Genomic DNA, 13,662 nt, shown 5'->3' on the forward strand with positions numbered 1-13,662 from the left:
GTTCGGTCCGACGACCGTATGCGCGGCGGCGAGGAATGGCGCAGGGGGTTGACCGGACGTATGGCGACGGCCACACTGCCGGCGCCGGGGCGCGTCACCCCTGTGCCCAGAGCCGTTCGATCGGGGCCGCCCGCCCGAGGATGCGCTCCGCCGCACGATGCCCGGAGAACAGGGCCGCGGGCACGGTGGCCGGATCGTCGGTCCACGTGGCCTCGCCCGCGAGGTGCAGCACGCCGCCGACCGGGGTGGCGAGGTCGTCGTGATCCGCGGTGGTCGACCCGACCGTCATGTACGCGTACGACCCGTGCGCGAACGGATCGTCCTGCCAGGCCGTGCGGCGCATCCCGATCGGATCGGGGATTCCGTCGCCGTAGAGCCGGCGGAGCTGCGCCATGATCGAGGCCTGCACCTCCGCATCGCTCCAGTCCCGCGTGGCTGCCGCGGCGGGCCCGGCGGCGAAGGTGAGCAGGAGCGGCTCGTCGTGCAGCGCGGTGAGGTCGTACCAGGAGTGCCACCATCGCGCCTCGGGGCCCTGCTGCCGGAGGGCGTACACCCCGTCCTCCCAGAACCGCGTCGGGAACCGCAGGAAGACCTTCTCGAAGGCGTTCATGCGCAGCCGCCCCAGCGCCTCGGCGTTCACCGGCGGCAGCGGAGGGACGATCTCCATGGTTCCGGCCTGCAGCACGCCGACGGGAACCGTGATGACGGTCGTGTCCCCGGAGAAGTCGCCGTGCGAGGTCCGCACCCAGACGCCGTCGTCGCTCCAGTCGACACGGGTGACGAGGTGCTCCAGCCGGATGTCGAGGCCTTCGGCCAGGCGCTCCGGGAGCACGCCGTACCCGTCGGGGAACACGACCTCGTCGCCCTCGATCGCGTCGTCGTCGAGGCCGTGCGCGGCGAGGTCCTCGATCCACGCCCCGTACTGCTCCTCGGCGCGATGCTCCAGGTACTCCCGCACCCGCTGCGTACGCTCGGCGCTCCATCCCTGGCGCGAGAGGGCCTCATCCGTGACGTCGCGGTAGGAGGCCGTGGGGCGGGAGGCGGCGATGATGTCCGGGAGCACGGCGTCCACCGCGTGGACATCGGCGGCGAAGGCGCGCGTCTCCTCGGCGGAGAGCGGGCGCCCGTCGGGGCCGTGATAAGCGATCGGCCGGCTGTCCACCTGGAAACCGCCGACGGTGAACTCCACGGTCCGCATGCCGAAGGCCTCGGCAGCCGCCGCTACCGGGCTGCCGTCGACACCGTGGATCCACGAGGCGCCGAGATCGACGATGCCGTCGGTCCGATCCGTGTGCACCCGGCCGCCGATCCGGTCGCGCGCTTCGAGCACCACGACCGTCCGCCCGGCATCCTGCAGCAGCCGCGCCGCCGTCAATCCCGCCACGCCCGCGCCCACGATCACCGTGTCGACCTGCTCCATGCGCCCCTCCTCGCAGCCCCTCCGCGCGGAGCCGTGCCCCGACGATAGCCCAGCCCGGCACCCACCGACAGGGCCGCGGAGCCCGACGACCCGCTCGCGACGCCGGGCTCAGGCGGCGTGCTGGATGAGTCCGAGCAGGGTGCCGTCCGGGTCGAAGAACTTCAGGAAGAGGGCGAAGCCGCCGTCGTCGAAGCTCACCACCTCGACGCCCTCTGCCGCGAACCGCTCGGCGAGCGCGTGGATCTCGGTCGTGCGCAGGAAGAAGAGCGGCCGCTCCTCCCCCGACACCGTGAGCTTCATCGGCGCGTGCCCCGGCGCCTCCCAGAGCATGAGATCCGGACCGCCTTCGGCGCGGAGCATGGCGCTCGACCCGTAGTAGCGCCACCCACCGACCACACGGCGGGCCGGATGACAACCCCCTTGGGTGCCGCACGCGGCACAGCGCACGCTGGGGCCATGAGCCACCACCCCGATGACATCAAGCAGCCCTTGGACCACCTGCCCCCGGCGGACGAGAGGGACAAGGCCGTCGAGATCGACGAGCCGCACTATCCGACGTCGGGCGCGCCGGCGGACAGCCCGGACGTGACGCCGGAGACCGCGGCCGAGCCGGACAAGCCGAACCGCCACGGCGTCGACAAGCTTCCGCCGACCTCGCGCTGACCGTTCCGCCCGTTCCTCAACTATTGTTGAGGTCTACGGAAGGGCGGCGGATGGAACCGGACGATCTCCTCCCGATCGGGGAGGTCACCCGACGCACGGGCGTCGCGCCCTCCGCGCTGCACTTCTACGAGCAGCTCGGCCTCATCGCGTCGACGCGCACGCCGGGTAATCAGCGACGCTATCGCCGCCACATGCTGCGACGGATCTCGATCATCGTGGTGGCCAAGCGCATCGGCATCCCGCTCAGCGAGGTCCAAGAGCTCTTCCAGACCCTGCCCGTCGACGCCCCGCCCTCGCACGGCGATTGGCGCCGCGTGGCCAAGCGCTGGCGCGCCGAGCTCGAGGAGCGGCGGACCCAGCTCGAGCATCTGCAGCGCGAGCTCGCGGGCTGCATCGGCTGCGGCTGCCTGTCCCTCAAGGCCTGCCGCCTGCTCAATCCGGAGGACGCCCTCGGCGAGAGCGGCCCCGGCCCCCGCCGCATCTGAGAACCGGGACGTCCGCCGCGACCGGATGGACGAAGGAGGGGTGGTACAAAGCCCGGATCGGTGAGAGCGTGGAGACATCCCCACCAGCGATCGGCATGGTTGCGCCTCTTGGCAACGGGTTCCTGTGGAGATGGAACGAAGGATCCATCGAATGGGCAAGTTCATCTATGAGGGCGGTCCGAAGATCGAGATCGAGGACCGCGCTCTCACACATATCCAGCTCGTCATGACGACGAAGCTCCGGCGCGGCGAACCGATCCCGTTCTCGTGGAAGGAAGACGCCTCCGTCGGGGGCGGCCGGACGACGGTCTGGGTGCATGCGCACTCGAACATCGTGTTCAAGTTCTTCGGCAGCAGGCCTCCGGCCATCAACCGGCGGTGGGTGGACGCGCTGGCGTTCACCGCGAACACGCCGAACGGCCTGTATCTGGTGCCGGAGCCGACGGAGACGAGCACCGCCTCCCGGCAGCTCGCGGATCTCGCCGTCTGACACCGGCTCCGCCGTAGAGGAACGCACAGGCCCGAGGACTCAGTCCTCGAGGTCGGTGTCCTCCCCCTTCGCCTTCTCGGCCTTCTCCTGGGCCTTCTCCGCTTCCTTCTCGGCGCGCTCCTGAGCCTTCTCGGCCTTCTTCTGCGCGTCCTCCTCGGCCTTCCGCTGCTCGTCGGCGGCCTTCTGAGCTGCCTCCTGAGCCTTCTCTGCCTTCTTGTCGTCCGGCACGTCGGGCGCCGGTTCCGGAGCCGGGGCCTCGACCGGGGTCGCCGGCGTGTCCGCCTCTTCCGGCACGGTGACGGGCACGACGACCGCCGGCGTGGGCGACGAGCGCGGGGTCGGTTCGGTGTCGACAGGGGTCACCACAGGGTTCGGGTTGAGCGCTCCGGCCGCCCAGAGCGTTCCGGCGACGGTGAGGGCGACCGCGACCGCCACGGCTCCGGTCAGGAGTCCGCGGCGTCGCCGAGCCCGCTGCAGGCGAGGAGTCCGGGAGCGGAGCATCCCGCCCTCGGGAGACGGAGGAGCGGGCAGCACGAGGGTTCGTGTCGGAGCAGACGGACCGGCCGGCTCCCGTTCCGCGAGCGCTGCGGCGGCGATCGGAGCCGGAACCGGGGGCCGCGGCGGAATCGAGGGGTCGTGCGCGAGGGCGGACACCGCTGCGAAGACGCCGGCGGCGCTCGGCCGGTCCTCCGGATCCGTCGCGGTCATCCGCTGCAGCAGCGCGGACCATGCCGGACCCACGGATTCCGGAATCGCGGGGGGATCGATCAAGCGGGCAAGGGTGGCACCGATCCCCTCGGCCTCCGCGAAAGCGCGCTCTCCCGTGAGCGCTTCGCGCAGGACCAGGCCCAGCGCATAGATGTCGGCGGCAGGCGCCGGCGCCGCGCCGTTCAACTGCTCCGGCGCCAGGTATGCCGCGGTACCGATCACGGTTCCGGGAGACGTCAGCCGGGCCGCGTCCACGAGCACCGAGATCCCGAAGTCGGCGAGCTTGGCGCCCGACCGGCTCCCGGCGAGGGAGCGCCCGGTGAGCAGGACATTGGAGGGCTTGATGTCGCGGTGGACGATCCCCGCGCCGTGCACGACATGGAGGGCCTCCGCCAGATCAGCCGCGAGCTCCGCCACCTCGTCCGAGTGCAGCGGCCCCTGGGCGATCCGCTCGGCGAGGGTCGGGCCGTCGACGAACTCCATCACCAGGTATTCCGCCCGTCCCGGATGCAGTTGCGCGTCATACAGCGTGACCAGCGCGGGGTGGTTGAGCGAGGCGAGCACGGTCATCTCGCCGCGGGCGCGCTCGGAGGCGGCACCCTGTTCGGTCTCCGCGCGGAGCATCTTGATGGCGACCGTGCGCCCGAGCAGCGAATCCTCCGCGCGGTACACGCGGGCCATCCCGCCCTGCCCGACGCACTCCCGGAGATGGTAGCGCCCATCGAGCAGCGCCTCCGTGGGAAGCGAGTCATCCGTCATCGTCGAATCCTCCTGCCACGGCGTCGGGAGCGGCGCGGCGAGACCCCACTGTAGAAGCAGGGCCGGGGGGCCGTCTCGGGCCTTGACAGACGGGCCGTCGATCGGGTGGCCCTCGTCCGCGGGAGAATGGGAGATATGCCCGCGCGTTCCCCCCAGCGACTGCTCCTGTCCGTCCGCCGGCTGCTGCACACGGATCCGTCCTCCGTCGCCCACACCGAGGCGATGCCCGTGATCGACGAGCACACGGTGCCGCGGGTCCTCGATCTGGCGACGCGCATCGGGGAGTCGATGTTCGCGGTCGGCGCCTCCGCTCACGAGGTCACGCTCGCCATCACGCGCGTCTGCGAGGCGTACGGCCTCAAGGGCGTCCAGGTCGATGTGACCTACAACTCGATCACGGTGTCCTTCCACCTCAGCGGGGAGGTGTGGCCCGAGACGCTCGTCCGCGTGGTCCGCGTGGCCGCCCCCGACCACGCCAAGCTGCAGCGCGTGCAGGCGCTCGTGGCCGACATCGACGGCGGCCTGGATCTGGAATCCGCACGCACCGCGTTCCGGGTCATCCGTCGCGTGCCCTTCCGCTACCAGCAGTCCGTGGTGATCGTCGCACGGGCGCTCCTCGCGGTCGGCGTGAGCATCATGCTCGGCGCCTCCCCGCTCATCGTGGGCCTCACCTTCGTCGCCGCGCTGGGGGCGGCGCTCACCCAGGCGGGCCTGGCCCGGCTGCGGGTGCCGCTGTTCTTCAGCCAGATCGCGGGAGGCCTCGTCACCACGGTCGTCGCGGTCGCCGTCTCGGCGCTCGGCAGCGCGGGGATCGAACCGTTCGTCGGCATCCGCCCGTCGATCATCGTCGCCTCGGGCATCGTGCTCATGCTCGCCGGGCTCACGGTGGTGGGCGCCGCGCAGGACGCCATCGACGGCTTCGCCCTCACCGCCGGTGGCCGCATCCTCGACCTGACGATGCAGACGCTCGGGGTGGTGATCGGCATCCTCGTCGGGCTGGAGCTCGGCGGCGTGCTGGGCTTCACGATGGAGCTGCCGGACGACCCCGCGCCCTTCGGGCCCCTGCTCAACCAATTCGCGGGGGCCATCATCATCGCGGTCGCCGTGGCCGTGTTCAACGGCGCCGGCATCCGCATCATCCTCGTCAGCGCGTTGCTCAGCGCCGTCACCCTCGCCGGGTACGCCGGCACCATCGCCCTCCAGCTCCACCCGGCCGCGGCGAGCGCGGTGGGAGCGCTGCTGGCGAGCTTCGTCGGCATGCTCATCGCGCACAATCTGCACGTGCCCTCGGTCGCGGTGACGACCGCCGCGATCGTCCCGCTCGTGCCCGGTGTCGCGGTGTTCCAGGGCCTCCTCGAAGTCGTGCACGCAGCGGGCACCTCCTCCGGGATGCTCACCGTCGGCGGATCGCTGATCGACGCCGCCGTGATCGGCATCGCGCTCGCCTCCGGCGCCTCCCTCGGCCTCTACCTCGGAACGCCGGTGCGAGCGACCCTCGCCGGCGTCGCGAAGACCAGGGCGCGCGTGCGCCGCTGACCCGACGAGGTCATCGCGCCGAGGAGTCGGCGGCGAGGTCGAGCACCCACGCGTTGACCGTGAGCTCGGCCCCGCGGAACTGCTCCGTGAGGGTTCCCTGACGGGTGAATCCGCCCCGCTGACACACCGCGTTCGACGCCGGGTTGTCGACCGCGGGGAACGCGAGCAGCGAACGCCCCTCCCCTGCGCGATCGCGGAGGACATCGACGAGCAGAGCCAGAGCCCGGGCGGCCACTCGCCGGCCCTGTGCAGCAGGCAGCACGAACCAGCCGGTCTCCCACGCCGGCTCGTCGTGCCACGTGATCCGCCACGCGCCGATCGAGCCGAGAGGCTGCCCCTCGTCGTCGACGATCGCGAACATCAGGGCCTCGTCCCCCGCGACGAGACGCAGGTACCGCTCGTGACGCGCCTGCACCTCCGCCGCACTCTCCGGCCCGTTGAGGTGCACCGTCATCTCCGGGGCGTTCGCCGCGTGCAGGAGAGGGAGATCGTCGGCCGACCAGGGCCGAAGGCTCAGCGTGTCCACGTTCGCAGCCTGTCACGCCCCTCCGACACCCGACACCCGATGCGCCCGCCGCGGACGGATCCACGACGGGCGCATCGGTCGGCGGTCAGTGGCCGCCGAGGTCCTTGACCAGCTCGGCCTCGTCCTCCTTCGACAGCGAGGTCTGCACGACGGTGCCGTTGTACGGGGCCAGCGCCTCGGCGAACTTGTCCTCCGTGAGCTTGAGCGCGTAGATGACGACGGCGGACTTGCCTGCCGTCACGGTGGCCTTCACGCGGTCGCGGAACTCGGCGTCGATGCCGGTCTTGTCGAGGCCGGAGAACAGGGCCCCGAGGAGGCCGCCGAACACCAGGCCGGCGACCGGGATGAAGAACAGGATGCCGATCAGCGCACCGAACAGAGCGCCGGAGGCGACGCCGAGGCCGATCCTGCTCCCGGCGCCCGGGTACTCCACCTTCGTCTTGCCCTCGCCGTCCACCTTCACGAGCGCGAGGCCGGCGAGCTCGACGACGAGGTCGTCCTGCAGGGCCTGGACGCGGTTGTAAGCACCCTCCGCGTCGCTCTCGGTGTCATAGGAGATGACGATCAGTTCAGCCATGGTTTCCTGCTTTCGGTTGCGATCGGAGATGCTCTCCACGCGCGCAGAGGCACCGGTCTTCGCCACCGACCCTAGGCGCGCCCCTGCGGACACGACAGAGCAGCCGTCGATGTTCACCCTGGTGACTCCGCAGCGGCGATGTCCGTGGCCTCGCCTACCGTCGCTGTCGTGCCCGAGCCCGTGCAGCAGTGGTGGGCGAGACGCCAGTTCTCGCGCGGACTCGACGTGCCCTACGCGGTCGGCACCTACCGGGCGGCGTGGGCGGCCTACCCCGAGCTCATCCGGCAGTATCACCCGGAGCTCAACCACGGCATCACGCTCTCGCAGATCCCGTTGGCGGCCGATGTGCTGCTCTGCTGGGAATGCGCCGTCGGCCATCTGTTCGCGGCGACGCCGACCGAGCAGCGCGAACGCCCGGGGCGGGTGCGACGGCGCTCGTCCTGGTGCCCCGAATGCGCGGCGCTGGCGCGTCCGCAGCCCGTGATCCTCGGAGAGGCGCGGGCACTCCCCGCTCGCCCGAAGAAGCCCGCGCCGGCGCTGTGCACGAAGACTCCCGCGCTGCCGACGGGCACGGCGTTCCTGAGCGCGTGCGCTCCGAAGCCGGCTTCGGCGGCGGAGGGGAAGCTGCGGGAGGCACTGGCGGCGCGACTGGTGTTCCCCGACGACGTCAACGCGATCAAGGTCGCGCGGCCGTTCTTCCGGCATACGGAGGTGTGGCCCGACATCCTGCTCCCGGAACTGCGGATCGCGATCGAGTACGACACGGTCGGCCGACACGGGCTGGAGCACGTCGGGAAGAGGGAGGAGACCGATCGCCGGAAGGATCGCGCGGTGCGCGGCGCCGGCTGGGAGGTCGTGCGGGTGCGGATGGGGAAGCTCGAGCCCCTCGGGCCCTTCGACCTCCCGCTCACCTCCCTCGGTGCGAGCGGCATCACCCGGCTGGTCGACCGGCTCCGCGACATCCGTGGCGCCCTCCTCGTCGATGCCTACCTGCGCTGACGTGCGGTACCTCACCCAGTTAGATACTCGAAGGCGGAGCGACCTAACGGTTCTCGCCCGCGAGCGCAACCCCCGTGCGCGACGGCGGCGGGCAGGCGATGATGCCCGCATGAAACTCGTCTCCTACGCCGGCCAGCAGCTCATCACCTCTGACGACGTCGCGGAGACGCTGCTCGCCCTGGCCGCCGCCATCGCCAGGGAGGGCGAGTCCGAAGCGGTCGAGATCCCGATCCTCCTGGAGGGCGAGAAGGACTGGGCCGACCTCCTCGTCGGCGTCGGCAACGACGTGCTCGTCAGCCCCCACCACACCGGGGAACCCGATCCCGACTTCTCCGCCGAGGTCGACGAACTGCAGGTCCACCGCCTGTTCCCGAAGCCGCGGAGCGACTCGTCGTCTCCCGGTGACATCGAGGTCCCCGCGCTCTCCGACTTCGACATGGGCCACGGCCTCTGATCGCGCTCCGCTGAGCGGCTGGTCCCCTCAGCGCGACGCAGAGAGCCTCATGCCGTCGCGGAGCGCGACCTCGCGGTCGGCATCGGCGATCAGGGTCGCATCGTGTGTGACGCAGAGGACAACCGCCCCGCGATCCGCCTCCTCCCGCAGCACTGCCCGGATGCGACGGACCGATGCGGCGTCCAGGGCCGTCGTCGGCTCGTCCACGAGCAGGACGCCTGCTTCCCCCGCGAGCCCGTGAGCCAGGAGCACACGCTGCTGCTGGCCGCCGGACAGCGTCGCGAACGGCAGGCGCTGCAGAGCCGACACAGCGGTGCGCTCCATCGCCGCCGCCACCGGCGCACGCGCCCGCCGATCCCGCCGGCGGAAGGCCCCGAGCCGACGCCACGTCCCGACCGTCACGACGTCTCGCGCGGTGAGCGGAAGGCCCGGGGGCACTGCGGCGCGCTGCGGCACGAAGGCGATCGGCCCGGTCGCACTCCGCCGCCCCCTGGTCGGTGAGCGCACCCCGGCGGCCACCTCCAGGAGCGTCGACTTCCCCGCGCCGTTCGGACCGGTGACGACGACGAACTCACCCGCCTCCACCTCCAAGGTGACGCCGCGCAGGGCCTCGTGGTCGCCGAGCCGGACGGAGACGCCGTCGAGACGCAGGGCGCCGTCGGCAGCACGGAGGGTTCTCGTCATGTCTCCAGTTTATGAATTTGATAATCATTCTCAACTACGAATAGGCTCGCGTTCCGTGACCCCCTCGCTCGCCGCCCTGCTCACCCCGTTCACGCTCGAGTTCTTCCAGCGCGGACTCATCGGCGGCGCTCTCGTCGCGGTCCTCTGCGGGGTCGTCGGCACCTGGGTCGTCGTCCGCGGGATGGCCTTCCTCGGTGAGGCCCTGGCGCACGGAATGCTGCCCGGCGTCGCGCTGGCCACGGTGCTCGGGGCACCCGTGCTCGTCGGCGGGGCGGTCAGCGCCGTCGCGATGAGCATCGGAATCGGCGCCCTGCAACGACGCGCCCGGCTCTCCTACGACACGAGCATCGGACTGCTCTTCGTCGCGATGCTGGCCCTGGGGGTGATCGTCATCTCCCACTCCGGGAGCTTCGCCACGGATGCCACGGCGATCCTCTTCGGCGACATCCTGGCGATCACCCGCGCCGACCTCCTCCTGCTCGCCGCGGCCGCGGTCGTGGGAGTGACGGTCGCCGCCCTCTGCCATCGGCCGTTCGTCGCGCTCGCCCTCGACGCCCGTATCGCGACGGTGCTCGGGCTCCGCCCCCGGTGGGCTCAGGCGGCCCTGGTCGGACTGGTGACCCTCGCGGTGGTGGCGTCGTACCAGGCGGTCGGCTCGCTGCTCGTCGTCGGTCTGCTCCTCGCCCCGGCGGTCGCCGCCGGACAGTGGACGTCGCGCCTGCCCACGCGGATGGCGCTCGCGTGCGCCTTCGGCGTGGCTGCCGTCCTCGCCGGTCTCCTCGCGTCCTGGTATGCGGCCACCGCCGCGGGAGCGTCCGTCGCCGCAGCCGCGATCAGCCTCGCCGGTCTGTCCTGGGCGGCGCGGGTCGCCGTGCGAACCCGACGGCCGATCGCCCCTCCCGTCCCTGTCGCCGCCTCCTGACTCGTCCCGAAAGGCTCTTCGTGCATTCCCGCCTCCTTCCCCTCATCACCGTCGCCGCCCTGACTCTCCCCCTCGCGTCCTGCGCCGGACCCGCGGCGCAGAGCCCCGCCGCCTCCTCCTCCGCCGGAGACGGCCACGGCGCGATCGCCGGGGCGGAAGAGGTCGCGGAACCGCAGCTCGGACTCACGACCATCGACGCGCAGGGTCGGGTCACCCACCTCGACCTCCTTGACGAGAGCGTCACCGACATCGGCACGGTGGCCGCCCCGGAGGGCCTGACGACCGACGGCCGGTACCTCTTCGCAGACACCGGCGACGGCGTCGAGGTCGTCGACAGCGGCGTCTGGACGTGGGACCACGTCGACCATTTCCACTACTACCGCGCCGATCCCGCCCTGCTCGGCACGGTGGAGGGCGACGGCGCGGCGACGGTCGCGACGACGAACAGCTCGACCACCGGCGGCACCGGCATCTCCTTCTCCGGATCCGGAGAAGCTGTCCTCCTCGACACGGAGGCCCTGTCGAAGGGGGAGATCCGTGAGCTGTTCCGCATCGAGCGCTCCCCGCACGAGGGGCTGGTGGTGCCGGCCGGGTCGTTCGCGCTGGTGACCGAGGCCGACGGGGAGACGGGCGGAGTCGTCGTCGGCTACACGGCGGACGGCGAGCGCACCGGCCTCCGGGAGGACTGCGCCGCACCGACCGGCACGATCACGACCAGGGTCGGCGCGGTCATCGGCTGCGCCGACGGTGCGCTGCTCGCCCGTGTCGAAGCCGGGGCGCTCACCGTGGACCGCATCCCGTACCCGGACGGAGCGCCGGCCGGAGCCGTGTCCGCGTTCCACAACCGCGAAGGGCGCCCCACGGTCGCCGGCCTCGCCGGACCGACCGACATCCGGGTCCTCGACACCCGCGCGCAGGCCTGGACGCTGCTCACCGCCCCCACTCCCCTCGCGCAGGTCACCGCGGTCGGCGATGAGGACGACACCCTTCTGACGCTGACGCAGGACGGACGCGTGCTCGTGCTCAGCGCGCTCGACGGGACGGTGCGGGCGGAGACCACCCCGCTGGTGGCGGCATCGCTGGCGGCGGGCGAGGCTCCGGCCCTCATCGCCGATCAGCACCGCGCCTATCTGAGCGGCCCGGCGGAGCACCGGCTGTTCGAGATCGACTACGCCGACGACGCCCGCCTCGCGCGGACCTTCGATACCGCCGACGCCCCGGCGTTCGTCGCCGAGACGGGACGCTGACATGCGCCTCCTTCGCCCCCTCGCCGCCGTTCTCGCCGCGCTCACCGCCGCCGCTCTGACCGCCTGCGCCCCTCCCGCCGATACGCGGCCGGTGGTCGTCGTCTCGACGAACATCCTGGGCGATGTGGTCGGCGAGCTCATCGGCGCTCATGCTCGCGTCGTCACCCTCATGAAGCCGAACGCCGACCCGCACTCGTTCGAGATCTCGGCGCAGGAGGCCGCCACGCTGCGGGACGCCGACCTGCTCGTCTCCAACGGGCTCGGGCTCGAGGAGGGCCTGCAGCAGCATCTCGACGCGGCCGTCGCGGCCGAGGTGCCGTCCTTCGTCGCGGGCGACGCGATCGAGGTCCTGGACTACCGCGACGGCGACGCCGCGGGTATGCCGGACTCCCACTTCTGGACCGATCCGGCGCGGATGATCGACGTCGTCGACGCCCTGCAGCCCGCCCTGGCCGCGCTCGACGGGGTCGACGCCGACACCCTCGCGGCGGACGTCGCCGGCTACCGCGAGGAGCTGACGGCGCTCGACGACGAGATGACGAGCGCGTTCGCCCGGATCCCCGACGACCGTCGGGCGCTCGTGACCAACCACCACGTCTTCGGCTACCTCGCCGACCGCTTCGACTTCGAGGTCGTCGGTGCCGTCATCCCGGGCGGCACTACGCTCGCGGCCCCCTCGGCCTCCGACCTCGCCGATCTCGTGGGTGCCGTGGAGGAGACGGGCGTGCCCGCCGTCTTCGCGGAGTCCTCCTCCCCCGACCGGCTCGTCCAGGCGCTCGCCGACGAGGCCGACGTCCACATCGAAATGATCGAGCTCTTCACCGAGTCGCTCACCGCCGAAGACGGCGGCGCACCGGACTACCTGACCATGATGCGCGTCAACACCGAGCGCATCACCTCCGGTCTCACCCGCTGAGACCATCCCTCACAAGAAAGAAGCACCGCATGAAGACACTCCCCCTGCGCCGGGCGCTGGTCGGGGCCGTCGCCCTCGGCGCCGCCGTGACGCTCGCCTCCTGCTCGACCACGGCTGGAGCCGGCTCCGCCGCGAGCGACGCCCCGGAACCGGACGCCGGCCCCCGGGTTGCCATCTCGTATGAGGGCGGCATCCTCGTCCTCGACGGCGAGACCCTCGACACCGTCGCCGACTTCGACTCCGAGCCGTTCACCCGCCTGAACCCGGCCGGCGACGGTCGCCATGTCATGGTGACGATGAGCGAAGGCTTCCAGGTGCTCGACACCGGGGCCGGGTCAGCCGACGAGGCGGTCCTGACCGACACGGTGTTCGCGGCCGACACCCCCGGCCATGTCGTCCGCCACGGTGGCAAGACGATCCTCTACGCCGACGGCACGAGCGACACCACGATCTTCGACACCGCCGACCTCGGCGACGGCGGTCTCCCGGCGGTGGAGACCGTCGACGGCGTCGAGGCGCACCACGGCGTCTCGGTGCTGTTGGAGGACGGCACGTTCCTCACCACGGTGGGCGATGCGGACGGTCGCAGCGGCATCGTCGTGCGCGATGCGGACGGTACGGAGATCGCCTCGTCCGACCAGTGCCCCGGCGTCCACGGCGAAGGGACCGCGGCCGACGAGGTGGTCGTCTTCGGGTGCGAGGACGGCGCGCTCGTGTACAAGGACGGCGAGATCACCAAGCTCGCCGCACCCGACCAGCCGTACGGCCGGATGGGCAACGCGTACGTGAGCGAGACGAGCCCGATCATCGTCGGGGACTACAAGAACGACCCCGACGCCGAGGGCTACCTGCTGAGCGCCGTCACGCTCATCGACACCGCGGCGATGACGTCCGAGGTCGTGTCCCTGCCCGAAGGGGCCGAGTACACCTTCCGGGACGTCGCGCGCGGCCCGGGCGACCTGGCCTACATCCTCGGCGCCGACGGCGCGATCCACGTGCTCGACCCGGAGACCGGCGAGATCACCGACTCCTACCCGGTGATCGAGGCGTGGGAAGGGCCCGCCGAGTGGCAGGACCCGCACCCCGCCATCGTCGTCGCGGGCGACATCGCGTACGTGACCGAGCCGGCCGCGGACAGCGTGCACGCGGTCGACCTCACCACCGGCGAGGTGCTCGCGAGCACCGAACTGGAGGTCACGCCGAACGAGATCGCACCGGCCGCCGGCTGAGCCTCGGCACGGCGGGTCCGTCCTCTCGAGGGCGGACCCGCCGTGCG

16 protein-coding genes are annotated in these 13,662 nt (G+C 71.7%); 10 read left to right on the forward strand and 6 right to left on the reverse strand.

Translation table 11 applies throughout. The features are described 5' to 3' along the window. Window positions 1–94 precede the first annotated feature (94 nt). Window positions 95–1,420, reverse strand: coding sequence for an NAD(P)/FAD-dependent oxidoreductase (locus AB0300_RS02900; protein WP_366215418.1), 1,326 nt, complete (start codon window positions 1,418–1,420; stop codon window positions 95–97). Window positions 1,421–1,528: 108 nt separating this feature from the next. After that, window positions 1,529–1,780, reverse strand: coding sequence for a VOC family protein (locus AB0300_RS02905; RefSeq protein ID WP_085605767.1), 252 nt, complete (start codon window positions 1,778–1,780; stop codon window positions 1,529–1,531). A gap of 96 nt (window positions 1,781–1,876) precedes the next feature. Here AB0300_RS02905 and AB0300_RS02910 point away from each other — a divergent pair, with 96 nt between their 5' ends. From AB0300_RS02910 to AB0300_RS02920, 3 genes are all read left to right on the forward strand, one after another. Then, window positions 1,877–2,083, forward strand: a complete 207-nt coding sequence (locus AB0300_RS02910) for a hypothetical protein (RefSeq protein WP_025102541.1) — start codon at window positions 1,877–1,879, stop codon at window positions 2,081–2,083. Between the two features lie 50 nt (window positions 2,084–2,133). Beyond that, the gene (gene soxR / locus AB0300_RS02915; RefSeq protein ID WP_025102542.1) at window positions 2,134–2,568 is read left to right on the forward strand and encodes a redox-sensitive transcriptional activator SoxR; all 435 of its coding nucleotides are present in this window, start codon (window positions 2,134–2,136) and stop codon (window positions 2,566–2,568) included. A gap of 151 nt (window positions 2,569–2,719) precedes the next feature. Beyond that, complete coding sequence (locus tag AB0300_RS02920; RefSeq protein WP_366215419.1) at window positions 2,720–3,058, forward strand: ATP-dependent DNA ligase; 339 nt, start codon at window positions 2,720–2,722, stop codon at window positions 3,056–3,058. A 39-nt stretch (window positions 3,059–3,097) separates the two neighbouring features. Here the strand turns inward: AB0300_RS02920 and AB0300_RS02925 are convergent, their stop codons facing one another. Then, window positions 3,098–4,525 carry a protein kinase gene (locus tag AB0300_RS02925; RefSeq protein ID WP_366215420.1) on the reverse strand — a complete coding sequence of 476 codons (1,428 nt, stop codon included), beginning with the start codon at window positions 4,523–4,525 and terminating at the stop codon, window positions 3,098–3,100. Window positions 4,526–4,660: 135 nt separating this feature from the next. Here AB0300_RS02925 and AB0300_RS02930 point away from each other — a divergent pair, with 135 nt between their 5' ends. Next, on the forward strand, window positions 4,661–6,061 hold the full coding sequence (locus AB0300_RS02930; protein ID WP_366215421.1) for a threonine/serine exporter family protein: 1,401 nt from the start codon (window positions 4,661–4,663) through the stop codon (window positions 6,059–6,061). A 10-nt stretch (window positions 6,062–6,071) separates the two neighbouring features. Here AB0300_RS02930 and AB0300_RS02935 read toward each other — a convergent pair whose 3' ends face one another. Together AB0300_RS02935 and AB0300_RS02940 are read right to left on the reverse strand one after the other, a co-directional pair. Then, window positions 6,072–6,587 (reverse strand): GNAT family N-acetyltransferase, encoded by a 516-nt coding sequence (locus tag AB0300_RS02935; RefSeq protein WP_366215422.1) that lies wholly within the window; start codon window positions 6,585–6,587, stop codon window positions 6,072–6,074. A gap of 85 nt (window positions 6,588–6,672) precedes the next feature. Further along, window positions 6,673–7,164 carry a DUF1269 domain-containing protein gene (locus AB0300_RS02940; protein ID WP_025102547.1) on the reverse strand — a complete coding sequence of 164 codons (492 nt, stop codon included), beginning with the start codon at window positions 7,162–7,164 and terminating at the stop codon, window positions 6,673–6,675. Between the two features lie 168 nt (window positions 7,165–7,332). On the opposite strand from AB0300_RS02940, the gene AB0300_RS02945 reads away from it, so the two are divergent. Continuing rightward, complete coding sequence (locus AB0300_RS02945) at window positions 7,333–8,163, forward strand: zinc-ribbon domain-containing protein (RefSeq protein WP_085605829.1); 831 nt, start codon at window positions 7,333–7,335, stop codon at window positions 8,161–8,163. 109 nt (window positions 8,164–8,272) lie between these two features. Next, on the forward strand, window positions 8,273–8,617 hold the full coding sequence (locus AB0300_RS02950) for a hypothetical protein (RefSeq protein WP_366215423.1): 345 nt from the start codon (window positions 8,273–8,275) through the stop codon (window positions 8,615–8,617). A 27-nt stretch (window positions 8,618–8,644) separates the two neighbouring features. Here the strand turns inward: AB0300_RS02950 and AB0300_RS02955 are convergent, their stop codons facing one another. After that, window positions 8,645–9,301 (reverse strand): ATP-binding cassette domain-containing protein, encoded by a 657-nt coding sequence (locus AB0300_RS02955; protein WP_366215424.1) that lies wholly within the window; start codon window positions 9,299–9,301, stop codon window positions 8,645–8,647. A gap of 55 nt (window positions 9,302–9,356) precedes the next feature. Here AB0300_RS02955 and aztB point away from each other — a divergent pair, with 55 nt between their 5' ends. From aztB to aztD, 4 genes are read left to right on the forward strand one after another with little or no spacing between them, the layout of a single operon-like run. Continuing rightward, a complete protein-coding gene (gene aztB, locus AB0300_RS02960; RefSeq protein WP_253247406.1) occupies window positions 9,357–10,223 on the forward strand; it encodes a zinc ABC transporter permease AztB in 867 nt (288 codons plus the stop codon). Between the two features lie 20 nt (window positions 10,224–10,243). Then, window positions 10,244–11,470 carry an ABC transporter gene (locus tag AB0300_RS02965; RefSeq protein WP_366215425.1) on the forward strand — a complete coding sequence of 409 codons (1,227 nt, stop codon included), beginning with the start codon at window positions 10,244–10,246 and terminating at the stop codon, window positions 11,468–11,470. 1 nt (window position 11,471) lies between these two features. After that, a complete protein-coding gene (gene aztC / locus AB0300_RS02970; protein ID WP_366215426.1) occupies window positions 11,472–12,386 on the forward strand; it encodes a zinc ABC transporter substrate-binding protein AztC in 915 nt (304 codons plus the stop codon). Window positions 12,387–12,415: 29 nt separating this feature from the next. Further along, a complete protein-coding gene (gene aztD, locus AB0300_RS02975; protein WP_249521645.1) occupies window positions 12,416–13,615 on the forward strand; it encodes a zinc metallochaperone AztD in 1,200 nt (399 codons plus the stop codon). The last annotated feature ends 47 nt before the right edge of the window (window positions 13,616–13,662 follow it).

It is taken from the genome of Microbacterium sp. NPDC078814, from assembly GCF_040702645.1.
GTDB lineage: Bacteria > Actinomycetota > Actinomycetes > Actinomycetales > Microbacteriaceae > Microbacterium.